Source organism: Streptomyces sp. NPDC048484 (assembly GCF_040651415.1).
Classification (GTDB): Bacteria; Actinomycetota; Actinomycetes; order Streptomycetales; family Streptomycetaceae; genus Streptomyces.
Map to the genome: position 1 here is coordinate 18047 of NZ_JBEZJY010000026.1, position 25185 is coordinate 43231.

Sequence of the window (25185 nt, forward strand, 5' to 3'; positions counted from 1 at the left end):
GGGGCGCGGGGAACCGCGCGACCAGCCGTTGCCGGTACGGGTCACAACACCCGTACCGGCAACGGCTTCAGCGCTTCCCGCAGGGCTTCGGCCAGCTCCTCGTACTCCGCCCCGCGCGCGGCGCCCGCGCGCATGGCGAGCGCGATGCGCCGGGTCGGGGCCGGCTCCACGAAATTGCTGGTGAGCAGCTGGTCGCTGCGGGTCGTCTCCACCTTGACGGCCGTACGCGGCAACAGCGTCACCCCGAGACCGCCCGCGACCAGTTGTACGAGGGTGGAGAGCCCCGCGGCGGTCGTGGTGACCGGCGCGTCCGCGCGACCCGCCTCCCGGCAGATGTCGAGGGCCTGGTCGCGCAGGCAGTGGCCCTCGTCCAGCAGCAGCAGATTGAGCTCGCGCAGCGCGTCACGCGGGATGCCCTCCCTGCCGCCCAGCCAGTGGTCCAACGGCGTGACCAGCACGAAGTCCTCGTCGAACAGCGGCAGTTCGACGACTCCGGGCACACCGAGGGGCACGGCGAGCAACAGCAGGTCGAGCCGTCCCGTGGTGAGCCCCTCCAGCAGGTTCGCCGTCTGCTCCTCATGGACCTGGAGGTCGAGGGCCGGATACCGGTCGTGGACGAGCCTGAGGACGGTCGGCAGCAGATACGGCGCCACCGTCGGGATCACCCCGAGGCGCAGCACCCCGGTGAACGGCGCCCGCACCGCCTCGGCCTCCGCCAGCAGCGCGCCCACCTCGTCGAGCACGGCCCTGGCCCGTACGGCCAGCCGCTCGCCCGCCGGCGACAGGAGCACCTTGCGGGTCGTGCGCTCCAGCAGCGTCACCCCGAGGGTCTCCTCCAGCGTCGAGACCGCGCCGGACAGGGCGGGCTGGCTCATGCCTATGGCCGCCGCCGCGTCCCTGAAGTGCAGATGCTCGGCCACGGCGGCGAAGGCGCGCAGCTGCGACAGGCTGGGCTGCCTCTTCCTGACGGGGGCCACTGGCGGTCCTCTTGTTCATGATTGTTCATGGGCACTGATAGCTACTCCCGATCAACAAGACCAAGTGTAGCGATTTCTGTAATCAATGCACTCTGTGCCACGATCAAGAGCGTCCAACCCATGAGGAAACCTCCCAAAACGAGGTTTCCTTCGTTGCAAGGAGAGCGTGTGCTCACTGTCGGTGACAAGTTCCCCGAGTTCGATCTGACTGCCTGTGTCTCGCTGGAGAAGGGCGAGGAGTTCGAGCAGATCAACCACAAGACGTACGAGGGTCAGTGGAAGATCGTCTTCGCGTGGCCCAAGGACTTCACCTTCGTGTGCCCGACCGAGATCGCCGCCTTCGGAAAGCTGAACGACGAGTTCGCCGACCGTGACGCGCAGGTCCTCGGCTTCTCCGGCGACTCCGAGTTCGTGCACCACGCCTGGCGCAAGGACCACCCGGACCTGACCGACCTGCCCTTCCCGATGATGGCCGACTCGCGGCACGAACTCATGCGTGACCTCGGCATCGAGGGCGAGGACGGCTTCGCCAAGCGTGCCGTCTTCGTCGTCGACCAGAACAACGAGATCCAGTTCTCCATGGTGACCGCCGGTTCCGTCGGCCGTAATCCCAAGGAGGTCCTGCGGGTTCTGGACGCGCTGCAGACCGACGAGCTGTGCCCCTGCAACTGGACCAAGGGCGAGAACACCCTCGACCCGGTCAAGCTGCTGGCCGGTGAGTGACCCATGTCCCTCGACGCGCTGAAGTCCGCGATTCCGGACTACGCCAAGGACCTCCGGCTGAACCTCGGTTCGGTGATCGGCAACTCCGACCTTCCGCAGCAGCAGCTGTGGGGCACGGTGCTCGCCTGCGCCATCGCCTCGCGGTCGCCCAGTGTTCTGCGTGAGCTGGAGGAGGAGGCCAACGCGAAGCTCTCGCCGGAGGCCTACACGGCGGCGAAGTCCGCTGCGGCGGTCATGGCGATGAACAACGTCTTCTACCGCACGCGGCATCTGCTCTCCGACCCGGAGTACGGGACGCTGCGGGCCGGTCTGCGGATGAACGTGATCGGGAACCCGGGTGTGGAGAAGGTCGACTTCGAGCTGTGGTCGCTCGCCGTCTCCGCGATCAACGGGTGCGGGCAGTGCCTCGACTCGCACGAGCAGGTGCTCCGCAAGGCGGGCGTCGACCGGGAGACGATCCAGGAGGCGTTCAAGATCGCGGCGGTCGTGCAGGCCGTGGGGGTCACGCTGGACTCGGAAGCGGTCCTCACGCAGTAGCCTGCGGCTCGCTCAGCAGGTAGCCCCGCTCACCTTCATGGTGGGTGGGGCTCTGTTGTTCTCACCCCCGCCGCCCCTTCCCTTTCCCGCCCTTTCCCGCCCTTTCGCGCCCTTTCGCGTCGCTTCTGGGGGCTGCGCTCCCAGGCCCTCGCGTCGCGCTGAACGCGCTCGTCCTCAAACGCCGGACGGGCTGGGGGGTGGATCCTGCGGTGGGTCCTGCGCTGGGGCCGCGGGAGCCGGCGTCGCCGCTGCCGCCGTCGCCGTCGACCCGTGTGGCGCCGGGGAGTGGCGGAGTGCGGCCTCGCGGGAGTGCGAGCGCAGGTAGCCGACCACCGTGTTGGTGACCGCGACGAGCGGCACCGCGACCACCGCTCCCCCGATCCCCGCGACCAGCCCACCCGCCGCGACGGACAGCACGACGGCGAGCGGATGCACCCGTACCGCCCGCCCGAGGATGAACGGCTGGAGGATGTGCCCCTCGATCTGCTGGACGGCCAGCACCACGGCCAGGGTCATGACCGCCGTGAAGACGCCCTGCGTCACCAGCGCGACCACCACCGCCAGCGCCCCGGAGATGACGGCACCGACCAGCGGGATGAAGGCTCCCAGGAAGATGAAGACGGCGAGCGGGACGGCCATCGGGACGTCGAGGAAGAAGATGCCGAGCCCGATGAAGGTGGCGTCGATCAGAGCGACTATCACCGTGCCGCGGACATAGGCGGTCAGCGTGCGCCAGGCCCGCGGTCCCGCCCCCGCCACCCCCGGACGCGCCGCCGACGGGACCAGCTTGAGGGTCCACTCCCAGATGCGCTTGCCGTCGTAGAGGAGGAAGAGCGTGGAGAACATCGTGAGGAGGATGCCGGTGAGCGCCTCGACGATGACGGTGACGCCTTCGAGCCCTGCGGACGTGATCTCCTCGGTGTTCGCCCCGACCGCCTCGCGCAGGCTCTTGGCGATGTCCCTGATCTGGTCCTCGGTCACATGGAACGGGCTTTTCAGCAGCCACCGCTGAAGCTCGTCGATGCCGTCCTGGATCTGGTCGGCGAGGTTGTTGATGTTCTCCATGACCTGCCAGACCACGAACCATCCGACCAGCCCCATGACGACGAAGCCGAGGACCGCGGTGAGCGCGGTGGCGAGCCCGCGCGGCATCCCGTACCGCCGCAGCCGGGCGACCGTGGGCTGGAGCAGCGCGGTGATGAGCAGCGCGGCGACGAAGGCGAGGACGACGAGCTGCACGGCGCTGATGACGCGCATCAGCACCCAGAGGGTGCCGGCGAGTACGAGCAGCCGCCAGCCGGCTTCGGCGGCGACCCGCATGCCCCACGGCACGGCGCTCGCGGGTTCGGGCCGAACGGTGCCTGCGGTGCCTGCGGTGCCCGCGGGATAGGACGATGACAGGGACCGGACGTCCGCACCGTCCGCTTCGTCCCTGCCGACGTCGCCGCGCTCTTCGGCCTCGTCGTCCTGTTCGGCGGCCGCGCGGCGCGCGTCCAACCGCTCTCCCACTTCGGTGAGTCTGGCACCGACTCGGCCGAACCACCCTGGCACTCGCGACATGATCCGTCCTTTTCCCCCGTTGCTCCCCACCACTCCCCCCTGGAGTCGTCGGCCCCGACCGTACATGGCAGAAGCCCTCCACCGTAGGACGGTGAAGGGCTCCGCGGGGTTGAGCCGCTGTCGGCTCAGTAGTAGTTGTTGGCCTGCCAGAAGTCCCAGGCTCCACACGGGCTGCCGTACCGGTCGTCCATGTAGCTCAGGCCCCACTTGATCTGCGTGGCCGGGTTGGTCGCCCAGTCGGCACCGGCCGAGGACATCTTCGAACCCGGCAGCGCCTGCACAAGGCCGTACGCGTCGGAGGTGGGGTTGTCCGCCTGGTAGTTCCAGCTGGACTCGTGGTCGACGATCCGGCTGAAGCACTGGAACTGGTCCGCCGGGACCATCGAGCGCGCCATCTCCTGGACTTCCGCAGCGGTGTACGACGCCTTCACCGTAAAGGTGGTCGAGTCGCGCGTGGCGGAACGGCTGGCGACCTTGGCCGCTTCCTTGCGGTCCTTGGCGTCCTGCTCCGCCTTCTCCGCAGCCTTCTCCGCGGCCTTCTGCTTCGCGACCGCGTCCGTGGCGGCCTGCTTGCGCGCGGCTGCCTCGGCGTCCTTCTTGGCGGTCGAGTCCGCCGCGATGGCCTGGGAGTCGGCCTGCTGCGTCAGGGAGGCGGTCTGCACCTGCGCCTGCGCGCCCGAGGGTATATCCGCGAGGAGCGTCGAACCGCTCGTCGCTGCCTCGGCGTCATCACTTGCGGGTGCGGTGCTGCCCGAGGCAACACCCGTAACAGCGCCTACAGCGGTGACTGCGGTGGCCGAGGCCACTGCGAGCCCACGGACCGAGATCCGGCTCACACGGTTTCCTTCCAGCATCGACCGCTACAGGTGACCCTCGCGGACGCAATCGTGCCCCTGACACTGGCCTCCCAACTGCGGGGTCATTGGAGGCGCGGGCCCGACGGGCAACTCCCTTGCGGGGAGCGCCACGTGGTGCTCGGGCGGCATACGACGGCGTTATGGAGTTCTGATGCTTCTGCTGTTCTGTGCCGCTGGGGGTACAGGTGTGTCGTATGCGGGGCCTGACAGGAATGAGACTCTAGCCGTACCGCGGCACCGAGAAGCAATTCCGTGCCGGGTGTGAAAGCTCACACCCGGTTTGCCACGGAAGTTTTCCGGAAATGAGCGCGCGCCAGGGCGCCGCCCGGCTAGGCTCCTTCGCCTTTGCCGGACGGCGCCAACTATCGTGTAGCCACCACCCGTTGGACAGACGGGATGGGTGGGGGCAGGTGGGATCAGATCTGTCCGTCCTCCAGCATTTCGGTCACAAGGGCCGCAATCTGGGACCGCTCGGACCTGGTGAGCGTGACATGCGCGAAGAGCGGATGCCCCTTCAGCTTCTCCACGACGGCCACGACCCCGTCGTAGCGGCCGACCCTGAGATTGTCCCGCTGGGCCACGTCATGGGTCAGAACAACCCGTGAATTAGCCCCGATTCGGGACAGAACGGTCAACAGGACATTCCGTTCCAGGGATTGGGCCTCGTCCACGATCACGAAGGCGTCGTGGAGTGAGCGGCCGCGGATGTGCGTGAGCGGCAGGACCTCCAGCATCCCGCGCGCGGTGACCTCCTCGATGACCTCTCGGCTGGTGACCGCGGAGAGCGTGTCGAAGACGGCCTGCGCCCAGGGCCCCATCTTCTCGGACTCGGAACCAGGCAGATAGCCCAGCTCCTGCCCGCCGACCGCGTACAGCGGCCGGAAGACCATCACCTTCTTGTGCTGACGCCGTTCGAGCACGGCTTCCAGGCCCGCGCACAGGGCGAGCGCCGACTTTCCGGTGCCGGCCCGGCCACCCATCGACACGATCCCGATGTCCGGGTCGAGGAGCAGATCCAGCGCGATGCGCTGTTCCGCGCTGCGGCCCTTGATACCGAAGGCCTCCCGGTCACCGCGTACGAGCCGGACGTTGCCCTCGGGCGTCACGCGCCCCAGGGCCTTGCCTCGCTCGGACTGGACCATCAGCCCCGTGTGGACCGGGAAGTCCGACGCCTCGGGGACGTACAGGTTGTCCTCGTCGAAGAGGAGGTCCACCTGTTCGCCGGAGAGCGTCAGTTCGGACATTCCGGTCCATCCGGAGGAGCCTGTGATGGCGAGTTCCGCGCGGTACTCCTCAGCGAGGAGCCCGACCGAGGAGGCCTTGATCCTCAGCGGGAGGTCCTTCGACACGACCGTGACGTCGAACCCCTCGGCCTGCAGATTGCGGGCGACCGCGAGAATGCGGGAGTCGTTGTCCCCCAGGCGATAGCCGCTGGGCAGCACGCTGGGGTCCGAGTGATTGAGCTCGACACGAACCGTCCCGCCCAACTCCCCGGTGGGGATAGGGGCATCGAGCCGGCCGTACTTCACCCGGAACTCGTCGAGCAGACGCAGGGCCTGCCGGGCGAAGTAGCCGAGTTCGGGATGGTGCCGCTTGGCCTCCAATTCCGTGACCACGACGATCGGCAGCACTACTTCGTGCTCGTCGAAGCGGTTCATGGCGTGCGGGTCGGCCAGCAGGACGCTGGTGTCGAGAACATAGGTGCGCCGGTCTGGCATACGGCGCTTTGTGCTGGTCACCACGGAAGGACGTACCCCCTCGGATGAGGTCGGGGAGCGACGGAGGAGAACTGGACCGGTTTCCGGCACCGATGCACGGGCCGAGAACCGGCCCTCCGCCTCGTCCGTACTGACCGCACGGTCGCGCTGGTGCAAAGGGCCTCCCGGGCGGACGGCCCCGTGCCGTCCGCTGAGATCCGACACCCGTGGTTCGGGTGTCGACCTGGAAGCTTTATGCCCTCGAACGCACGATGCCATGCCAGCACACATGACGGCGCTCTGGTGAACTCCTCATTACTTCCACCCCAAAGGACCAACAACTGGCCTCACGGCAACCCCAGAGGCGCACCGGGCCGGGAGGAAATCAGCCGCCGTAGCGCCGGTGGCGGGCCGCGTAGTCACGCATGGCGCGCAGGAAGTCGACCTTGCGGAAGGCCGGCCAGAAGACCTCACAGAAGTAGTACTCGGAGTGGGCCGTCTGCCAGAGCATGAATCCGGACAGCCGCTGTTCTCCGCTCGTACGGATCACCAGGTCGGGGTCGGGCTGATCGCTGGTGTAGAGGTGCTTGCGGATCATGTCGACGTCGACGTTCTCGGCGAGGGCCTCCATCGAGGTGCCCTTGTCGGCGTGGTGGAGGAGCATCGAGCGCACGGCGTCGGCGATCTCCTGACGGCCGCCGTAGCCGATGGCGACGTTGACGACTATTCCGTCGACGTGCGCGGTGGACTCCTCGGCCTCCTTCAGGACGGTCTGCATCTGCGAGGGCAGGATGTCCGGGGTGCCTACGTGGTGCACACGCCAACGCCCGTCGACGGCGAGGGAGCTCACGACGTTCTCGATGATGCCGAGCAGCGGTACGAGCTCTTCCTCGGGGCGGTCGAGGTTGTCCGTGGACAGCAGCCAGAGGGTGACGACCTCGACGTCGGTCTCGGAGCACCAGCCGAGGAACTCCTCGATCTTGTGGGCTCCGGCCCGGTGCCCCTGGGCGGCGGTGCTGCCCGCCGCCTTCGCCCAGCGCCGGTTGCCGTCCATGATGACCCCGATGTGCTTGGGCACCTGGTCGTGGTCAAGGTGGCCTTCCACCCTGCGTGCATAGAACCTGACCAGCAAGCGGCGCAGGTTGTCGCGCAGGTTCACGTTTCCGTCAGCCCCTCAGTACAGATGACAGTCCCCGAGGGCGACACGATACCCCTGCCTGACCGCCTCTCACCCTTGGGGTGCAAGGCCTCCGGCCGATGGGCGCGGAGGGGAGCGAGGACGGGCGGCGCGGTGCGGCGGCGGCTCTGGGGTGTGCGCCGGGCGCGTGGGAGCGCACAAAAAAACGGGCCGGTCCGTGGGGGGGAGACGGACCGGCCCGAGGGGGGGTTTCCACCATAACCCTTCGTAAGTGATGCTGCATGCATCGGCGTGCCACAACTACTCTCCGGAGTCGCCCGGCGACGCCCGGGTGAACGTGGCGACACTCGTTCAGAGGCAGAACATGGCTGAATCACAGCGGATTCCAAGGCGATCAAGGAGAATTTGGAGAGAACCAGGGGGTTCACGCGAGGTTATGGGGCAATAGGCCATTCGCCTCGGACGTACGCCCCAAGGGTGAATCGCCGACCGGCGGCCGACCGGCACCGCCCGCCCCACAGCGGACAGGTTCTGACCTACTTCGGGGCTAGCGTCGAGACCATGACTTCGAGGATCACGTGGGCCGAGGCCGGCGCGCGGCGCTACGGGCGCCAGCTGCTGCGTACTCCCGCCCAGTTGCCGAGTACACCCGCGCAGTCCGGCACTTCCGTGGCCGCGGTCGTGTCCACCCTGCTCGCCGTGCACGCGCAGGTTCTGTCGGCGGCCGAGCTCTCCGTGGCGCTGCGGCTCGACGGCTCGACCCGCCAGGACGTGCGGTCGGCACTGTGGGACGACCGGAGCGTCGTGAAGACGTACGGCCCACGAGGCACGATCCATCTCCTCGCGGCCACCGAACTCCCCTTCTGGAGCGCCGCACTGACCGCCGTGCCGAGCGGTACGAGCCCGAGCCCGTCGGTGCGCATGACATCAGGGCAGGAGGCACAGGTCGTCGCGGCGATCGGCGACGCTCTCGACGGGCGGCAGCTGACCATCGACGAGCTGTCCGAGGAGGTCGTGGCCCGCACCGGCCCCTGGGCCGGGGACCTCGTGATGGAGGCCTTCCAGGGCAAGTGGCCGCGGTGGCGCCAGGTGATGCACCGCGCCGGGCAGTCCGGCGCGCTGTGTTTCGCCCCCAACCGGGGCCGCAAGGCCACCTACACCCGCCCACCGCACTTCGACCCGCTCCCCGCGGACGAGGCCCTCGCCGCACTCGTACGCCACTATTTGCATGCGTACGGTCCCGCCACGCCGCAGCACTTCGCCAAGTGGGCCGCCGCGCCCCGGGGTTGGGCCGCGGCCCTCTTCTCCTCGCTGGCCTCCTCCGGCGGGATCGAGGAGGTCGACTTCGAGGGAACGCCCGCCTGGGTGGTGGCGGGCGACAGCGACTTCCCCACCGAGGCCGTACGGGGCGTGCGGCTCCTCCCCTACTTCGACGCGTACGCCGTCGCCGCGCAGCCGCGTGAGCGGATGTTCCCCGGCGCCGCCTACGAGCGGGCTCTGGCGGGCGGGCAGGCGGGGAACTTTCCCGTACTGCTCGTCGACGGGGTGGTCGCGGGCGTCTGGCACCAGCGGCGGCAGGGGAAGCGGACGACGGTGACGGTGGAGCCGCTGGGGCGGCTGACCGGCGCGCAGGAGAAGGAACTGGGCGAACAGGTCGAGCGGGTGGGTGAGGTCCTGGAGGCGAAGCCGGAACTGGTGGTGGGGAAGGTGACGGCGGGGGCGCACGCTTGAGGGCTTGTGCCCTTGTGCTCCGGAGCCCCAGCGGGCTGGAGGGCCTGCATCTCGGAGAGGCCCGAGGTCCGCGGACTGGCGTCAACCGCGTCGGTGAAACGGCTCGTCCCTAACGGCTCGTTCCTAAGCGACCGTGAGCACGATCTTGCCCTGGATATGCCCTCGGGCAGCGCGTTCGTGCGCTGCCCGGGCATCCGCGAGCGCGAACGTGCTGTCGATCGCGACGCGGACCGTGCCCGCGTCGAGCAGGCGCCCCAGTTCAGCGAGCTGCGCGCCGTTCGAGCGGACCTGTGCGCTCGATACCGTGACGCCCAGCTTCGCGGTCTCCTCGGCATCGAAGTCCCCGGGGAGCACGGCGAACTGGGAGCCGCCGCGCTTGAGCGTGCGCAGGAAGCGGCTGCTGTCGGGACCGCCGACGGCGTCGAGAACGAGGTCGATGTCGTGCACGAGCTCTTCGGGACGACTCTTGGTGTAGTCGATGAACTGGTCGGCGCCGAGCCCGCTCAGGAACGATTCATGCGCGCCCGATGCCACCGCGACGACACGTGCGCCCTTCCATTTCGCCAGCTGTACCGCGAAGTGCCCCACGCCGCCCGCAGCGCCGTTGACGAGCACCGTCGTGTCGGCGTCGAACGCCGTCGGGCGATGCCGTGCCTGCTGGAAGGGCGACGGGTGATCGTGTCCGACCTCGATCAGGAACTGCCACGCGGTGAGCCCGGCCATGGGCGTCCCGGCGGCGTGCACGTGGTCGAGGCCGGCCGGCTTGCGTGCGAGGTCCGACGCACGCGCGGCCACGTACTCGGCATAGGCGCTGCCGTGGAAACTGGGAAAACGCAGAAGCCCGAAGACTTCATCGCCGACGGCGAGGCCGTCCACATCCGCGGCGACGGCCTCGACGACTCCCGACACGTCCGTCCCCGGAATCACCGGCAGAGCGACCGTCGATTCCGTCTCCCCGGGCATCGTGGTCATCCCGCCGCGCAGGTACCAGTCCGGGGGATTGATGCCGACCGCGTGCACGCGAACGAGCACCTCACCCGGGCCCGGCTCAGGGATCGGCGCCTCGTCGTAACGCAGCACCTCAGGGCCGCCGTGCTCATGCAGCCGGATCGCCCTCATCGTGTGTGTCGGCATCGTTTTCTCCTGCCCGCGCTGCGGGATAGACTCATTCGGATCGGCGGTCCACATAACCGAACCACTGATCCGAATATATGGACCACCGATCCATATAGTCAAGTGGGACAAGCAAGAGGACAAGCGGGAGAGGGACAGATGCGGGCCGACGCCAGGAAGAACCGCGACCACGTGCTCGCGGTCGCGGGCACCGCCATCACCGAGCAGGGCGTCGACGTGTCCCTGCGCGACATCGCGCGCAGGGCCGACGTCGGGCTCGCGACGTTGCTGCGGCACTACCCGACGCGCGAGGCGCTGCTTGAGGCCCTGCTCCACACGAGCTTCGACGAGCTGACAGCGAAGGCGGGTGAGCTCGAGACGTCGAGCCCACCCGAAGACGCCCTCGTTTCGTGGCTACGCGACTGCGTCGGGTGGACAACCGAGTACCGGGGCGTGACCGTGCTGATGGCAGCCGCCATCGACGACACCGAGTCCGCACTCCACGCTTCGTGCGTCACCCTGCGCGCGGCCGGTGCGCGGCTCCTCGCCCGCGCCCAGGCCGCGGGCGTGGCGCGGACCGACCTCGATGGCACCGATCTGTTCGCGCTGATCGCGACGCTCGCGTGGCTCGGCGATCAACCCTCGCTCGCGCCACGCGCCGACCACCTCTTCGAGGTCGTCGCGAGCGCGATCCTGACGAGCGCAGAAGGCAGCCATGCCTAAGGAGAAGGCCGCCCTCGGGCCTGTAGCCGCCCTCAGGCCCATCGCTGGCTGACATGAGCACACGCTGACCGGCCCGCAGACCCCCGCGTGGCGCTCAGGCCACAACGGGGTCCGGGTTCCGAGGTCCGAGGCGGGGTCCGAGGCCCGGGGGCCGGGGGCCGGGGGCCGGGGGCCGGGGGCCGGGGGCCGGGGGCCGGGGGCCGGGGGCCGGGGGCCGGGGGCCGGGGTCCGGGGTCCGGACCTGCCGGTCAGTGGTCAGGCCTTCGGCTTGCGGGCCTCGAAGAGGTGGCGGGAGCTGTGGGCCACGAACGGGCCCTCGGCCTCGATCCGCTCATGCAGACTCAGCAGTTGGGGCCGGTACTGGTCGACAGTGAAGCCGGGCACCATCCACACCACCTTCCGCAGGAAGTGCACGACGGCCCCGATGTCGCGGAACTCCATCCGCAACCGCTCCGCCCGCAGGTCGACGATCTCCAGACCGGCCGCCTCGGCCCCGGCGCGCTCGCGCTCGGGATCACGGGCGTTGCGCTGAGCGTCGGGCTGCGGGCCGAGGAAGTACTCGACGACCTCGTAGGCGCTGCTGGGGCCGACGTGCTGGGCAAAGTACGTGCCCCCGGGCCGCAGGACGCGGACGATCTCCGTCCAGTGTGGTGTCACCGGATGCCGGCTCACGACGAGGTCGAACGCCTCGTCCCCGAACGGCAGCGGAGCGTCCTCCGGCGTGGCGACGACGACCGCGCCCCGTGGCTGGAGCAGGGCGGTGGCCTTGGCGACGTTCGGGGGCCAGCCCTCGGTGGCGACGGTGAGTTTCGGCAACTCCCGGGCAGTCGCCAGGACTTCACCGCCGCCGGTCTGGATGTCGAGCGCGGCTCCCGCCCTGGCCAGACGCTCCCCCATGGCCCGCGCGTACCCCCAGGAGGGCCGTTCCTCGGTGGCCCGCCCCGCGAACCACGAGAAGTCCCACCCGTCGGTCGGAGCGGCCTCGGCCTCGTCGACGAGTTCCCGAAAGGTGCGGGTGCTCGGGCCGCTCGGGCCGCTGATGCCGGTCGGGTTGGTCGGGCCGGTCGGGTTCATCGCGCGATGGTGGCAGGCGGCGCGCGCGTAACGCGACCGATTTCTCCCCGCTTTCCCTGCTCTCCGGGAATCACCGGCTGACAGTCGGCGCGAGCGTGGCTCAGGGGACGAGGGAGCGTACCTCTTCGGCCGTGAAGCGGATGAAGCTTTCGGGGTCCGGTTCATCGGCGGTGGGCTGGAGGATCACCGTGTCGGCTCCGGCGTCCGTGAGGCGTTGTACGGCCTTGGCGACGGTGTCGGCGTCCCCGGCGACTCCGAGATCCGGGACCGACGCCACGCCTTCGACCTGCAGTTCGGCGTGGAGGCGGGCTGCGGCGTCGGGTCCGGTGGCGGTGAGGAGGTAGACGACCACCTGGTGCGCGTCGGTGCGGGAGGCCGACGTCCGCCCCTCGTCGATGAGTTGGCGGGCCTTTCGTACGCCCTCCGGTGGTGTGCTGGCGGTGAGGATGGTGCCGTCCGCGGCCTCTCCGGAGAGCCTGAGCGAGCGGGGTCCGGTGGCTCCGGCGAGGATCTCCACCGGCGCCGGCGGGGGCCAGTCGAGAGCGACGTCGTCGAGCTTCACGTACCGGCCGTCGGTGGTGACGCGTTCGCCGGCCAGCAGCGCGCGCAGCGCCACGAGGTACTCACGCAGGAGCGTCACGGGCGACTCGGCCCGTGCTCCGACCTGCCCCATCCAGTCCTGTACGCCGTGGCCGACGCCCAGGACGGGCCGGCCCGGGAAGAGCCGGTGCAGGGTGGCGGCCTCCATCGCGGTCACGGCCACGTTGCGCAACGGCACGGGGAGCAGGCCGACTCCGACGCGTAGCCGGTCGGTCCACGCGAGGGCCGCTGCCGCCGCCGAGATGCCGCCTTCCAGGAAGCAGTCCTCCCACAGCCAGAGTTCCTCGAGCCCCGCGTCCTCCGCTGCGCGGGCCAGGGCTCGCAGGCGTTCTGGGGGCAGTTGGGGCCGGAACACAGCACCGAGTGTGGTCATGCGGCTTTCCTACCCGGAGGGCGGGCGGGGATCAACCTGATTGCCGGATCACTCCGCCTGGCTTGCCGAGGCCTCGTCGTCGGAGGCGTCCGGCTGGGGAGCGACGTACGTCCCCCGCTGTGGAACGGTGAGGACGAGCCCCTCCTCCACGAGCACCGCGATCGCACGGCGGACCGCGTCCGCGCCAGGCCGTACTGCTGCACGAGTTGGGTTTCGCTGGAGACAGGTCTGTTCGGCTGCCAGTCGCCCCGCGCGATCCGGGCACGCAGGATGCCCGCCAACTGCCAGTAGGGCGTGACTGGCCCCTCGTGATCGATTTCAGCGTCGGCTACCGGTGAGCAGGCGGCGGACCGTACGGCCGGGTCGGCATCGTGAGTACCGTGGATAAAACGCGTGAACTGACCGAGGACGAGGTGAACGACCTGCTCGACGAGGACCGGGGTGCCGGATGGGGCGAGGAGGACGACGGCTGTGAGTGGCCGCGGTGACCGCCACGGCGCCGTCACCCCCTCCCGGGCCGTCACGCCCCGGTGTTGTCCACCCGTAGCCGGAAGGCTCCCAGTGCGAGGGTGCGCTCCCGGGTGGTGTCTTCAATCGTGAGGTCGACCACCACTTCTTCGTCACCTGGCGGCCCGTGCCAGGGGTGCATTCGCAGGCGCAAGTGGGTATCGAGGTCGGCGTTGCCGAGATAGCACATCCGGGAGTCGACCAGCTTGCGGCGCAGGAAGGAGTCGTCGGACCGGCCGAGGCGCCGCCACAAGCGCAGCAGTCCGTAGTCGGCGATGGAGAAGTAGGAGGCGAAGTAGAGCAGTCCGACGCCATTCACGTCCCTGGTCAAATCCACCGGATAGTCGACGGTGAATTCTTCGTTTGTCGGTGTGGAGCCGTGCGGTACCGCCTCGGTAAAGCGGCCCGCACGGCGTGCTGCGCGGCAGGCTGTGGTGGGCGAGTAACGCTCGGGCAGCACCGGCAGGTGATCATGAGTGAAATCGGGGGGCGCGGAGCGGATGAGGCCGAGGTTGGAGTCGGGGCGCCCTCGGGAGATCCAGTGATTGAAGTTCTCCGCGTACAGGCAGCCTGGCTGTGGGCGATCGTAGAACTCTTCGGCCGTCAGCGAATCGCGATGCGGAGGCTCCCCGGGGGCGAGTCGACGCAGCCGGTGCAGTATCAGCGCCGACTCGCCGCCGAATCCAAAGACCCGGGAGTCGACTTCGAGCCGGTCGCCGAACCTGAGGTCGCCGGGATGCAGTGGTGAGGTGTCCCCGGATCCGGTACGCAGCCGGTAGTAGTAGAAGGACAGATAGGCCGGACGGCCGTGGCAGTCGCGGGCATTGAGGACGTCCGTGCCGCACACGGCACTGACGGTCTCCCAGGACCAGTCGCCGATTCGTCCGATCAAGAGGGACCCTGGGCCGCACATGCCGGGCTGTACGGTCACCAGCCGCCGCAGACTGTCCGGACCGGACTGCTCGACCACGGTCAACGGTGCGGCGTCCGCGTCCGGCGGAACGGGGGACATCGAAGAGAGCCGTGAAGTCACCGGACCACCGCCCCCGATGCGCTCGTGGTGCGCCGCATGGCGGGCTCCGGCGTCGCCCAGGCCGAGAACGCGCTCAGTCCGGGGCTGAGCGCCGGGGCGCGCAGCAGCTCGTCGGACAGTGCGAAGCCGTCCACGAGCAGGTCCGCGTGGGGCAGCAGCCGCGCACACAGCTCTTCCAGCAGGGCGGGGAGCCGTGTCGTCTGGCGAGCCGTCAGGGCTCCGTGTGCGAGGTATTGGCCGGAGTTCCTCTCGATGCGGGCGAGCCCGTGTACGGCGGCCAGCAAGCGCAGCGCCTCCCGTACGCGGGGTGAGCGGGCCTCGGTGGCTGCCTGGCGCAGGCAGTTGTGGGCGAGGCGTTCGCCGTGAGCTGTTGTCATCGCCAGCGCCGAATTGAGGTGGTGGTTCCACGCGTCGAACAAGGAACTCCCGCCCCGTACCTCGCGCCGGATCGCCGGACCGGTACGGAGCCGTAGGTCCTCCTCTCGCCAAGCAAGCAGCGCATCATGGAACCCTGGATCGGCCAGGCTGCGCCCCTGGGGAGAGGGGGGCGCAGGGGGGCCCGGATGAAGGTCGGGGCGTCCGCCTCCGCCAGGGTGGCTGCTGTTGCTGAGGAGGTCGCCGGCGGCCTTGGCGAGCAGGGGAAGGTTGTCTCCCTCGGCGGTGACAACGCCCTGGGCCATGGCAACGTAATCGGCAATCCGGTTGGCCGCGAACATGCCCTGCGCCCCCATGCGTTCGCGCAGCGTGGTGAGGCAGTCGGTGATCGTCCAGCTGGATACGGCCTTGGTGACGGCGATAAGGGTGGCGGTCTCCTTCGCTTCCGGTGCGACCGCGTACTGCCTCTTAGCCAAATTGATCAGGAAGGTCATGGCGTAGGTGTCGGCCAGAGCGCAGAAGAGGGAGAGTTGCTGACTGCGGTAGGCGAGCAGTGGCACGTCATCGCGGCCGGGGGCGAAGGTGTGCCGCCGGGCGGAGTAGCGCAGGGCGATGTGCAGGCTGGCCCGGCCTGCGGCTACCAGGGAGCTCGCCAGGCACAGGCGGCCGGGGTGGACCCGGCTCAGGGAGCGGAAGAACCGGTGGCGGCGGTTACGGAGTGGGCTGGTGAACTGTCCGTCCGCGGTGAGGTCGCCCATGGCGCCGCCCAGCAGGCTGCGGCGCGGCAGGCGGACATGGTCGAACCACGTGCAGCCGTTATCGAGGGCGAGCCCGGGCTTGTCCGGGAGCGGGGTGGCGTGCACGCCGGGTACGAGGCCGTTTGCGTCGCTGATCCGCACGATGAACGGGAAGACGCCGCAGTCGGCGTCTTCCACGATCAGCCGAGCCATGACAACCGCCAGCTTCGGGACATCCTGGATGCCGGTGTAGGGCATGAACTTCTGCGCGTCGGGCCCCGGGGTGTGCAGGACGAATTCGTCCCGCGCCCGGTCGTAGGTGGCCCGGGTGCGGAGGGAGGCTGCGTTGTTGCCGTAGCCGAGTTCGCTGACCATCAACATGCCGACAGACTCCATCCGCTCCAGCTCCCCGACGTAGTCGTCGAGGTCTTCGCGGCCGCCGCCGTGGTCCAGGATCGTGCCCAGGCAGAGGTTGTAATGGCTCATCAGCAGCGGCAACGTAGTGGTATCGAGCAGGGCTGGCCACTCACCAATTGCGTACAGATGGCGGGGGTCGGCCAGGACATCACGGGGCGGGACGGCACGTTCGTGCACGACACGGCCGCGCGTGTACGCAAGCCGGCCTTGTTCGGCCATGGTGAGTCCCTCACGACGGTCGAAGACCGGGTCCTGCAACACCTCGCGCAGTGGCTGGTGAACGGCCTCGAAATCCCCGTCGTAGACGAGACCGATCAGTTCATGGACGTCGGCGGATGTCCGGGGGGCGGTTCCGCAGGGAGAGTGCGCGTGGGGCATGGGGGATTACTCCTTCGTGTGCGGTTCTCCAGAGCGGTCAGGCAGTCAGCAGGAGGGCCACGTTGTGTCCTCCGAAGCCCGACGAGTTGCTGAGGGCGCAGGCAAGCGGCGTCCTACGGGGCGTGCCCGCGACGATGTCCACATCGATCGCCGGGTCCTGATGCTGCAGGTTCGCGGTCGGGGGCACGGTCTCGTGGGCGATGCTGAGCAGGGCATAGGCCGCCTCGACGGCGCCCGCCGCGCCCAGAGTGTGACCGGTGACCCCCTTGGTGGAGCTGACGGCCACCGTCTCCCCGAGGACACGCCCGATCACCTCGGCTTCCGTGCGGTCATTGAGCAGTGTGGAAGTGCCGTGGGCATTGACGTGCCCGACCTCGCGAGCGGTCAGGCCGCCCGAGGTCAGCGCATCCCGTATGGCGCGCTCCAGCCCGCGGCCCTCGGGATCCGGAGAGGTCACGTGCACGGCGTCGGCAGAGGCTCCATAACCTGCGACATGGCCGTGAAGCGCAGCGCCCCGGGCACGAGCGTCAGCTGGACGCTCCAACACCAGGACACCGGCCCCCTCGGCGATCACGAACCCGTCCCGGTCGGTGTCGAAGGGGCGTGAGGCAGAGGGCGGATCTTCCTCCCTCCCGGACAGCGCACCCATGCGGGTGAACCCCGTGACGAAGGTCGGGGTCACCGCTGCTTCGGTGCCGCCCGCGAGAACGACGTCGCAGCTCCCGGCCAGGAGCAGATCCCGGGCAAGCCCGATGGCCGTGGCTCCAGAGGCGCAGGCTGTGGAGACCACCAGGTTGGGCCCCCGGGCATCGAACTCGATGGCCATCCGCCCGGACACCATGTTGCTCAGCACCTTCGGGTGGAAGAGCGCGGATACGCCCTTCGGTCCACGCGCGAGGAAGCCCGCGTGATGACGCTCCTGCGAGGCGACCCCACCAGCGGCGCATCCCATGACCACACCGACGCGCGCACCGTCCCAGCGGCAGGAATCCAGCCCGGAGTCCGCCAGCGCCTCCCGGGCCGCGAGCAGGCCCAGCTGGACGAAGCGGTCCAGCCGCCACGCCTCGCGTGCCCCGAATTCCGCTTCGGCGTCGAACGAGGGGACCCGGCAGGAGAACGAGACCGGCGCACCCTCCAGCTCCGGATCGGGGGCCGCGGTGCCGACCCCCCGGCACAAGGTGTCCCAGTTGTCCGCCACGCCGATGCCGGCAGGCGTGACCAGGCCCATGCCGGTGACCGCGACACCGCGGCTCATGCCTGTTCCTGAGCTGCGAGGAGCTCGGCGGTACGGGCCATTGTCGTGCGCTTCGTGACCTGCCCGTCCTCCAAGGTGACCCCGTACTGGCCCTCGATGACATCGGACAGCTCGACGATCGCGAGGGAGTCGACCTCCAGGTCCTCGAAGGTGGCATCGGGATGGATGTCCTCCTCCGGCACGCCAAGCTTCGCACTCAACACATGAGTGAAACGTTCATACATCGTGCTGTTCATGACTCTCCTTCATCGCACAGTGCACCCCGGCTCTGCCAGGTATGCGGAAACGGGAGGCAGGGGGACGGGCCCGGCGGCGGCGCCGCCAACGGCCGCTGCCGCGAAACACAGCCGGACGTACGGCCTTGCCCGCCTCAGCGGAGGGGCGGCCCTGGTCATCCAGCGCGCCTCCACGGCCGGCGCCGACACCGCCCTTACACACCTCTCCCGCCCTACGGTTGTCACCGACGACGGGGACGGGCCTGCATCGGCCATTCCCCTTACGAGAACCCGTAACTGGCCCTCACAAAAGAGGAACCGGCTTCCGCGAACGTGAACGCGTTGAACGCTTGTGCTCTTGTGAACACACTCCGGTGCCCGACCGGCCGCAGATCGTCACCCAACTTCCGCCGGCTCAGGGACACTGGCCTGGTCGGGGCTGCGGTCCCTGTTCGGCCGGGCCAAGAAGAACGGCACCATCTTCAAGAACCCGACCGGCCGAACAGGGCAGCCCGTCCGGCTGTCGGAGTCCTGGGAACCGATGGCCATCACGGACGGAACACCGATCGTGCTGCCCGAGATGGGGCCCCTCGCGGGGATGGGCGTGGTCGAGCGCATGCGGTCCATCGGAGTAGAAATCGAAACTGCAGTTGAGCTGCCGCGCCCCGCTCGCGCTACCCAGGCCCAGGCGAATTTGCTCGGTATCAGCGCAGGTGACCTGCTGCTTGAGATCGAGCGGACCTACTACGACACCGCTGGACGGCCCGCGGAAACAGCCGACATCACCATTCCCGATGTTCGCTGGGAAGTTGCTTACGAGTTCAGGGTCGACAGACCTCAGCCGTCCGACTGCACCGCCTGCGGCGCGGAATGACAGATCCGCCCCAGTCGGCGAAGCGCCCGCAGGCTCGCCGGCCGCCTCCGCCAAAACAGATGCGCCGTCCCTGCGAGGCGGCCCGTGCCGGACTCGCCCAGGCCAAGATCTCCCGGATCGAGGGCTCCGACACCGTCCCCACCCTGCCCCTGCTCGCCAAACTCGCCAGGGCACTTGACGCCTCCCTGGACATTGCCCTCGACGGGGACGAGAGCCGCATCGCCTTCACCCCGCACCACCGCGACGCCTGTCTGTTCTGAATTGTTCGATGGTCGGTCGAACTGGGATGAGCTGGGCTGATCAGTTCCACTGAGACGCGATCAGGATGATCGTGCTCAGTGGTTCCGGTGATTGTTGGAGTTTGTTAGACCGTGTGCACGAGCCGGAAGCGCTGGGCTAGCACCTGGGTGTCGTCGTCGACGGTGAAATCGGGGTCGTCCAGTTCCTCGCGCACCTCCGCGCTGTGCCAGAACCTTTCGTGCCCAGCCCGCCACTCGCCCACCGACTTGTCGCCTTCGCCCTCGTCGAGGGCATGCTGCAGGTCGACGTCGGCGAGTCGGATCACCCGGACCTCGGTCATTTCGATCACCGCGACCCGCCGCCCTTCGGAGTCGACCACGGCCGACTGCTGGCCGGCCTTGGGCAACGGCTCGTTCTCTCGCTCGTATTCCAGCGCCAGCGCGGAGGTGGAGGTCTTGGCACCGGACAGGATCGCGGCGACCAGCTGGTCCCGCAGCGGCCCGGGGAACGCGAACTCCGCCAGGGGAAGATCATTGAGGTTCATGCCACAGACTACCGAGCCAGAGCGGTGTCCTGGGGGGAACGGCATCGCCGGGCCGATCGGAGCTGGCGAAGTGGAACGGCACGCCGAACTGCTCGGCCAGGGAACGACCGACCGTCCGGATTCGAAACGACGGCTCAGCATTCACCTGCCCGACTCGATACGTCGAACGTGTACTTCGGCTGCTTCACCGCTGCCGCGTCGCCGGAGAGTCCGGGTACCACCGTCTCGATGTATCCCGCATGCGTGCGCTGGACGTGCATGCAGAAAGACACCCCCGCCCCGTTGGCCGTAATCCGGTACTGGCCCTGCTCGGACGTCTTGTCAGTGAGCGCGGCGTCCACGCCGAACTGCGGGGCGTCACCACCGCCGTGCTCGACGACCTCGTCCTCGACCTTCCTGGCATATTCGCCGCCGAAGTCGGCGGGAGCATCGCCCTCAAGCGAGTCACCGTAGGTGAAGCTGCCGTCCAGGGCGTCCGTGGCGCCCTCGACCGCACTCGTCAGCTCGTCATCGCTCCACCCGCCGTTGTCCTCCGTGGCGATGCCCTGGAACCCGATGACGACGCCGGCGACGGCCATGGCAACCAGGGTGAGGCGGGCGACCGTGAAGCCCGCGTCGGGGATTTCCGGAGCCGAGGGGTTCAACGATTCGCGCCAGGAGCGGACGCGGTCCGCCTTGATGCAGGCCATGAGGATCAGCAGGGCGGAGAGTACGAAAATGAAGACGATCATCCCCGTCATGCCTGGCCCTCCAGCCCTCGACGCCGCTGCGGCGCATCCCGTATCGCCCATCGCCGTACCACCAGGACCCGCCACCAGGACCAGCCCTTCCGAGCGCGGCGCTGGGGACCGGATCCCCAGTGGCTGGTTCGAAGATCAACACTCATCAGGGAATGATGACAGGCTGACGCACGGAGTCCGCCCGTTTACTCGGGGAGGGAAGTACCGTCCGCGCAAGTCTCCGCGCGGCGATCGGGCTCCATCAACCTCCGGATGAGCCCGCTCACTTGCTCTGGGTGCGCGCCCCTGGGGCGTGAGAACGGCCGGACGGCCGACGCAGCCGGCTCCCGCCTCAGCCCCCTCACGCCTCCTTCGGGAACGTCACCTCCACGCGGCGGTTCTTGCGGCGGCCCTGTTCCGAGGTGTTGTCGGCGATGGGGTAGTCCTCGCTGTAGCCGCGTACGACGAAGGTGACGTCGATCTCGCCGAGGCGCGCGGCAAGCTGCTCGTGGACGGCTTCCGCCCGCCCCTTGGAGAGAGTGACTCCGTGGGCGTACGAGCCGAGGTTGTCCGTGAAGCCGAAGACGCGGACGTTCGTGGCCTTCTGGGACTTGATCTCGTCCGCGATCGCCGCGATGCGGGCGCGTGCCTCCGGGTTGAGCTTGGAGCTGTTCTTCGGGAAGAGGACCTCCGCCTGGAGCGCGAACGTCACGTCCTCGTTCGTGTCCTCGCGGCGTTCCTCACCGCCGAGGTCCTCGACGACCGACTTGATGTCGAGCACCCGCGCGGCCGCGAGGGTCGCCCCGTCGGCGAGCTTCAGCCCGGGGCTGTTCGCGTCGACCTTGGGGGGTGGGGACGTGGTGACACTGCCCGGCGGGGCGCTCGGGTCCTTGTCGTCCGCATGGGCCGCGGTCAGAGGGGTCATGAAGACGAGCGTGGTGAGGGCGGTGAGGGTGATCGACGTGGTGCGGAGGGTGAGGCGCATGGTTACTCGCCCTCGGAGATCTCTACGGAGGCCGGAGGCATCGAGCCGACCTGGAAGGAGACCTTGGTGGTGTCTTCGGGTGGGGCGGGGAACTGGGCAAACCATTCGGTGGTATCGCCTGACTGAACTCCACCGGTGAACCTGGTGCAGAGGCAGCGCCCCTCCGTGTCACGCAGAACGAGGTACTTCTTCTTGCCGGCCTGGTCGACCAGGCTGGCCCCCGCGATGGACCCACCGTTCCCTGCCAGCTCCCGCTCGTCCCCCCGCCAGTCCGCGGCCACCCACGCCTTTCCGCTGCCGTTGGTCACCGTCCCCCCGACGGTGACGAAGCCGCCTTCGTCCCGGTTGGCCGAGGTGATGGCGAGCGTCAGGCCGCCGCCCTTCACTTCGGCGAGGACCTGCTGGGCGGAGGGCGACTCGGATTTCTCCTTGTCGTCGTCCCCCTTGCTCTTCCCCGGTGAGGAGGACGACGTGTTCTTGTCCGAACCCTCGTCGTCTCCACTCCCGCCGCAGCCGGCCACCGTGAGGACCAGGCCAGTCGTGATCGCCACGGCGGTCAGTACCGTGCGGCCCTTCGTGGTGCGCCGAATGTTCATCGGTACGGCTTCCTTTCACTCGGCCAGTTGCACAGAGAACAGCACGGATGCGTCGGGAAGGTCGTCCAAATCGAAATCTTCGGGGTCGATGTCCACAGGTTCGCCGTCACAATCCAGTTCGACGGCGTCCTTCGGATCGTCGGGAAGATCGAAGTCGCAGCGGGGCCTGATGACGGCCGCGGCATCGGCGTTCGCCTGCATACCCTCCGTGCCCGGAATGATCGAGTCTCCGACCGTGTAGTTGGTCTGGATCTCCACCTGGTAACCGGCGTAGCCAGCCGCGGTGTAGTCCCCGAACCCCGTTACGGTCGCGTCGTTCTCGGCGGCCAGCTCGCCGGCCGCAGCGGCAGCTTCAGCACCGTCAAAATCGTCGCCGGCGAGCCAGTCCAGCCAGTCGTCATCCGCGCCGATGGCGCGCTCCAAGCCCTCCATCAGCTCGTCCCGGGCGCTCTGTGCCGCAGCCAACGCAGCGGCATCCGCTGCGGACTGCGCTCCGTTCCGGGCAGACGCCGCTTGGGCGAATGCGAAGAAAGCGAACGCGGCGAAGAGAAGAATCCCCGTCAGCCAAATATAGATGGGGAGAGTCGACCCCCGGTCGCCACGCAGCCGTGTGGGGGTCAGCCGCCGGTGACCGACGTGACCGCCTCCAGGATCGCGCCGGAGATCAGTCCGTCGAGACCAAGCCCGTCGATCAGCGTGAAGATCCCGGCGATGAGGATCATCAATCCCGCGTACTCGACGAATCCTGCGCCCGCGTCCCGATCGCGTCCGCGCATCCGGTCGGAGACGGTCCGCGCCCAGGTCGCCAGCGCCCGCTCCGCGCCGACTGTCGCCCTCAGCGTCCAGTTCCTCGCCATCACGTCCCCTTCCCTCCCACCCAAAACCACTACCGTACCGCGCACCGTACGTGAGAACCCGCCTACTGGGGGTGGGCCCAGGGGCCCAACTTCCCGTGGTCGGAGTCACCGGTTCCACCCCCCGTGGGTCGTACCCAGCCAGTGGGCGATCGCTTCGCTGCGCGAAGAACTGTGCAGCTTTGCGAAGATGCGGTTGATGTGATTCTTGACCGTCTTCTCGCTGATGAAGCACGTGGCGGCGATCTGCTGGTTGTTCATGCCGGCCGCGATGAGATCCATGACCTCCACCTCCCGTGTACTCAGCCCGAAATCCAGTCGGTTGTGGCCGCGGCGGTGGAGCCCCGCCGCGTAGGCGGGTCGAGCCTTCGACGACTGTGCCATAACCGATTGCAGATGCGAAGAGATATGGTTCGGTTCGTACGAAACACCGAGCGAATCCGAGACATCGACGGCGGAGGATGTGAAAGTGGCCATTCCGTCACTCAAGTCACGCACCGCGGTGATCAGTTCGTCCGCGGTGAACTCGCCGTGGACCAGGTAGCCGACCGCTCCCAGGCGCAACGCCTCCGCCACCACCTCGGGTTCGCGGCTGTACGTCAGCATCATCACGGGAGCGAGCCGGGCCAGTGGGGGCAGCGCGGTCAGGCCGTCCGTACCGGGCATGCGCACGTCGAGCAGGATCACGTCCGGGCGGTGACGGGTCGCGATGGTGATCGCTTCCTCGCCGTTGGCCGCCTGGGCGCCGACTCGGATGTCGGGGTGGGCGTTCAGCAGGGCCGCGAGGCCGGCGCGGACGACCGGGTTGTCGTCGGCCACCAGGACTCGCAGGGGCGGGCCGGGAAGTGCCTGGTCAGGCATGTGCGGCCTCCTCTTGGGGAGTGTGGGGAGCACAGGGAGTGTGTGAGGGGCGTGCGGACGGGTCGGAGGGGAGGGGGAGGTCCACTGTGATCTCCGTGCCTCCGTGCTCGGCTCCGTGGAGGCGGAGGGCCGCTCCCACGGACGCCGCGCGCTCCAGCATGCCCAGCAGGCCGAAGTGGCCGGTTTCCGCCAGGGCTCGTACGTCGTCGAGGGATACGGCCGTACCGGCGCCGTCGTCCCGCACGGTCAGGCGCAGGGTCGAGCGCGACACTTCGAGGGTGACGTCCACGCGGGTCGCGTCCGCCGCGTGGCGGTGTGCGTTCTCCAGGGCCTCCGAGACGATCGCCAGGAGGTGGCGGGATGTCTGCGGGGAGGAGACGTGGGAGGCGCCCTCCACCTCCCAGGCCTCCCGGGCGTCCCAGGCCTGCCGGATCTCCCGGACCGGCCCGTGGGCGAAGGTCGCCCTCATGCCCGTACGGGTCTCGAAGTCGGCCACCCTGGACGCCAGTTCCGTCGCCATGTCCATCGGCGGGGTGGACAGGGCCGTGTGGGCCCGTAGGCCCGTCAGCAGTTCCCGGGACTCCGCCGCCGCTCGGCGTGCCGCTCCCGCCACCGCGGTGGCCTGGGCCTTGAGGGCGCGGGGGTCCGTGTCATGGTCCGCGGCGACTGCCAGGGCCTCCGCCGACAGCGCGAGGCCGTGCAGGGTCTTCGCCACGGAGTCGTGCATCTCCCTGGCCAGGCGGGCCCGTTCGGATTCGACGGCCTCCGCGACTGCCAGGCGGGAGTTGGCTTCCGCGAGGGCCTGACTCGCCGTACCGAAGTGGAACATCAGGTTGCGCAGGGTCACGCCGATGATTCCCGCCGCGATGCAGAAGCCCGCGATGAGGAGTGTGCTGGCGGCGGTGCCGGGGCGTTGTTCCCAGGCCCTGAACACCGTCAGCAGCACCACCAGTTGCAGGCCCGTGAAGATTCCGGAGCCGCGCCAGCCGTACAGCAGGCCCGCGAGGAGCGGTGTGCAGACCGCCGCGTACGCGAGCGGGGAGGCGGGGGACGCGGTCAGCAGGAGTATCGCTCCGAAGACCAGGTCCACCGCCATGAGCGTGGGGTGGGCGAGGAGGCGGGGCGCGAACCGGTCCCAGTCCCTGAGCATGGCGTACGAGCCCATCACGCCCAGGACCGCGGCGGTGAGGACCGCGTGGCGGGGGAAGCCGTCGGCCGCGTTGGCCGTCGCGAAGGGGGCGCCTGTCGCGATCAGGGTGAGGCGTACCGCGAATGCCTGGCGGCACAGGGCTTGCAGGGCGTTGAGCTGGAGGCGGACGCTGCCGGGTGCTGCCGCGTCGTCTGCGAAGTAGCCCGTCGGCCGGGCTGCCACGCCCCTGACGGAGAGGGCCGTTTTGAACCTGCGGGTCGGTTGTGGCTGGTCGCGCCCACGCGGCGGGGCCGCACATGTCACAGCCCCGCGCCCCTGACAACGCCCCCGACAGGGCGCTGC

The 25185-nt window shown here is 68.9% G+C and carries 24 protein-coding genes and 3 pseudogenes; 6 read left to right on the plus strand and 21 right to left on the minus strand.

Going from position 1 to position 25185, the window contains the following annotated elements; all coding sequences use genetic code 11:
* Window positions 1–41: 41 nt before the first annotated feature.
* Entirely contained in the window at window positions 42–977 is a 936-nt protein-coding gene (locus AB0D14_RS25535) for a LysR substrate-binding domain-containing protein (RefSeq protein WP_362783069.1), read from the minus strand.
* A 168-nt stretch (window positions 978–1145) separates the two neighbouring features.
* On the opposite strand from AB0D14_RS25535, the gene AB0D14_RS25540 reads away from it, so the two are divergent.
* Window positions 1146–1700, plus strand: coding sequence for a peroxiredoxin (locus AB0D14_RS25540; RefSeq protein ID WP_362783072.1), 555 nt, complete (start codon window positions 1146–1148; stop codon window positions 1698–1700).
* Window positions 1701–1703: 3 nt separating this feature from the next.
* Entirely contained in the window at window positions 1704–2237 is a 534-nt protein-coding gene (locus AB0D14_RS25545) for an alkyl hydroperoxide reductase (protein WP_362783075.1), read from the plus strand.
* 174 nt (window positions 2238–2411) lie between these two features.
* Here AB0D14_RS25545 and AB0D14_RS25550 read toward each other — a convergent pair whose 3' ends face one another.
* The 4 genes from AB0D14_RS25550 to AB0D14_RS25565 form a co-directional block, all read right to left on the minus strand.
* Entirely contained in the window at window positions 2412–3797 is a 1386-nt protein-coding gene (locus tag AB0D14_RS25550; protein WP_362783078.1) for an AI-2E family transporter, read from the minus strand.
* Between the two features lie 125 nt (window positions 3798–3922).
* Window positions 3923–4633: a transglycosylase SLT domain-containing protein gene (locus AB0D14_RS25555; protein ID WP_362783081.1), complete on the minus strand. Its 711-nt coding sequence runs from the start codon at window positions 4631–4633 to the stop codon at window positions 3923–3925.
* A gap of 437 nt (window positions 4634–5070) precedes the next feature.
* Window positions 5071–6396, minus strand: coding sequence for a PhoH family protein (locus AB0D14_RS25560; RefSeq protein WP_362783083.1), 1326 nt, complete (start codon window positions 6394–6396; stop codon window positions 5071–5073).
* A gap of 340 nt (window positions 6397–6736) precedes the next feature.
* Entirely contained in the window at window positions 6737–7510 is a 774-nt protein-coding gene (locus AB0D14_RS25565; RefSeq protein ID WP_362783085.1) for an isoprenyl transferase, read from the minus strand.
* A 540-nt stretch (window positions 7511–8050) separates the two neighbouring features.
* Between AB0D14_RS25565 and AB0D14_RS25570 the strand changes: the two genes are divergently transcribed.
* Window positions 8051–9220, plus strand: coding sequence for a winged helix DNA-binding domain-containing protein (locus AB0D14_RS25570; RefSeq protein WP_362783088.1), 1170 nt, complete (start codon window positions 8051–8053; stop codon window positions 9218–9220).
* 123 nt (window positions 9221–9343) lie between these two features.
* Here the strand turns inward: AB0D14_RS25570 and AB0D14_RS25575 are convergent, their stop codons facing one another.
* Window positions 9344–10354 (minus strand): NADP-dependent oxidoreductase, encoded by a 1011-nt coding sequence (locus AB0D14_RS25575; protein ID WP_362783386.1) that lies wholly within the window; start codon window positions 10352–10354, stop codon window positions 9344–9346.
* 138 nt (window positions 10355–10492) lie between these two features.
* Here AB0D14_RS25575 and AB0D14_RS25580 point away from each other — a divergent pair, with 138 nt between their 5' ends.
* Window positions 10493–11056, plus strand: a complete 564-nt coding sequence (locus AB0D14_RS25580; RefSeq protein WP_362783091.1) for a TetR/AcrR family transcriptional regulator — start codon at window positions 10493–10495, stop codon at window positions 11054–11056.
* 255 nt (window positions 11057–11311) lie between these two features.
* Here AB0D14_RS25580 and AB0D14_RS25585 read toward each other — a convergent pair whose 3' ends face one another.
* The 7 genes and pseudogenes from AB0D14_RS25585 to AB0D14_RS25615 all read right to left on the minus strand — a co-directional run bounded on the left by AB0D14_RS25585 (window position 11312) and on the right by AB0D14_RS25615 (window position 18005).
* A complete protein-coding gene (locus AB0D14_RS25585; RefSeq protein WP_362783094.1) occupies window positions 11312–12130 on the minus strand; it encodes a class I SAM-dependent methyltransferase in 819 nt (272 codons plus the stop codon).
* Between the two features lie 100 nt (window positions 12131–12230).
* On the minus strand, window positions 12231–13103 hold the full coding sequence (locus AB0D14_RS25590; RefSeq protein WP_362783097.1) for an LLM class flavin-dependent oxidoreductase: 873 nt from the start codon (window positions 13101–13103) through the stop codon (window positions 12231–12233).
* 48 nt (window positions 13104–13151) lie between these two features.
* A pseudogene (locus AB0D14_RS25595) lies at window positions 13152–13420 on the minus strand (GntR family transcriptional regulator).
* A gap of 203 nt (window positions 13421–13623) precedes the next feature.
* Window positions 13624–14622 carry an LnmK family bifunctional acyltransferase/decarboxylase gene (locus AB0D14_RS25600; protein WP_362783100.1) on the minus strand — a complete coding sequence of 333 codons (999 nt, stop codon included), beginning with the start codon at window positions 14620–14622 and terminating at the stop codon, window positions 13624–13626.
* A 17-nt stretch (window positions 14623–14639) separates the two neighbouring features.
* Window positions 14640–16550, minus strand: a complete 1911-nt coding sequence (locus AB0D14_RS25605; RefSeq protein WP_362783103.1) for an acyl-CoA dehydrogenase — start codon at window positions 16548–16550, stop codon at window positions 14640–14642.
* 37 nt (window positions 16551–16587) lie between these two features.
* Complete coding sequence (locus AB0D14_RS25610; RefSeq protein ID WP_362783106.1) at window positions 16588–17805, minus strand: beta-ketoacyl-[acyl-carrier-protein] synthase family protein; 1218 nt, start codon at window positions 17803–17805, stop codon at window positions 16588–16590.
* Window positions 17802–18005, minus strand: a complete 204-nt coding sequence (locus AB0D14_RS25615) for an acyl carrier protein (RefSeq protein ID WP_362783109.1) — start codon at window positions 18003–18005, stop codon at window positions 17802–17804. Before AB0D14_RS25615 ends, AB0D14_RS25610 begins: the two co-directional genes overlap by 4 nt.
* 520 nt (window positions 18006–18525) lie before the next feature.
* Here AB0D14_RS25615 and AB0D14_RS25620 point away from each other — a divergent pair.
* Both AB0D14_RS25620 and AB0D14_RS25625 read left to right on the plus strand, forming a co-directional pair.
* Window positions 18526–18894: pseudogene (locus AB0D14_RS25620) on the plus strand (UTRA domain-containing protein); the annotation flags it as partial.
* Between the two features lie 77 nt (window positions 18895–18971).
* A pseudogene (locus AB0D14_RS25625) lies at window positions 18972–19154 on the plus strand (helix-turn-helix transcriptional regulator); the annotation flags it as partial.
* Between the two features lie 104 nt (window positions 19155–19258).
* On the opposite strand, the gene AB0D14_RS25630 reads toward AB0D14_RS25625, so the two are convergent.
* The 8 genes from AB0D14_RS25630 to AB0D14_RS25665 form a co-directional block, all read right to left on the minus strand.
* On the minus strand, window positions 19259–19678 hold the full coding sequence (locus tag AB0D14_RS25630) for an ASCH domain-containing protein (protein WP_362783112.1): 420 nt from the start codon (window positions 19676–19678) through the stop codon (window positions 19259–19261).
* Window positions 19679–19812: 134 nt separating this feature from the next.
* On the minus strand, window positions 19813–20418 hold the full coding sequence (locus AB0D14_RS25635) for a hypothetical protein (protein WP_362783115.1): 606 nt from the start codon (window positions 20416–20418) through the stop codon (window positions 19813–19815).
* 340 nt (window positions 20419–20758) lie between these two features.
* Window positions 20759–21322 (minus strand): OmpA family protein, encoded by a 564-nt coding sequence (locus AB0D14_RS25640; protein WP_362783389.1) that lies wholly within the window; start codon window positions 21320–21322, stop codon window positions 20759–20761.
* Between the two features lie 62 nt (window positions 21323–21384).
* Entirely contained in the window at window positions 21385–21978 is a 594-nt protein-coding gene (locus AB0D14_RS25645) for a hypothetical protein (protein WP_362783116.1), read from the minus strand.
* A gap of 15 nt (window positions 21979–21993) precedes the next feature.
* A complete protein-coding gene (locus AB0D14_RS25650; protein ID WP_362783392.1) occupies window positions 21994–22704 on the minus strand; it encodes a pilus assembly protein TadG-related protein in 711 nt (236 codons plus the stop codon).
* Window positions 22596–22835, minus strand: coding sequence for a hypothetical protein (locus tag AB0D14_RS25655; protein WP_362783118.1), 240 nt, complete (start codon window positions 22833–22835; stop codon window positions 22596–22598). The genes AB0D14_RS25650 and AB0D14_RS25655 overlap by 109 nt, the downstream gene beginning before the upstream one ends.
* Before the next feature lie 105 nt (window positions 22836–22940).
* Window positions 22941–23693: a response regulator transcription factor gene (locus AB0D14_RS25660; protein ID WP_362783120.1), complete on the minus strand. Its 753-nt coding sequence runs from the start codon at window positions 23691–23693 to the stop codon at window positions 22941–22943.
* Window positions 23686–25065, minus strand: coding sequence for a histidine kinase (locus tag AB0D14_RS25665; protein WP_362783122.1), 1380 nt, complete (start codon window positions 25063–25065; stop codon window positions 23686–23688). Before AB0D14_RS25665 ends, AB0D14_RS25660 begins: the two co-directional genes overlap by 8 nt.
* Window positions 25066–25185: the final 120 nt, after the last annotated feature.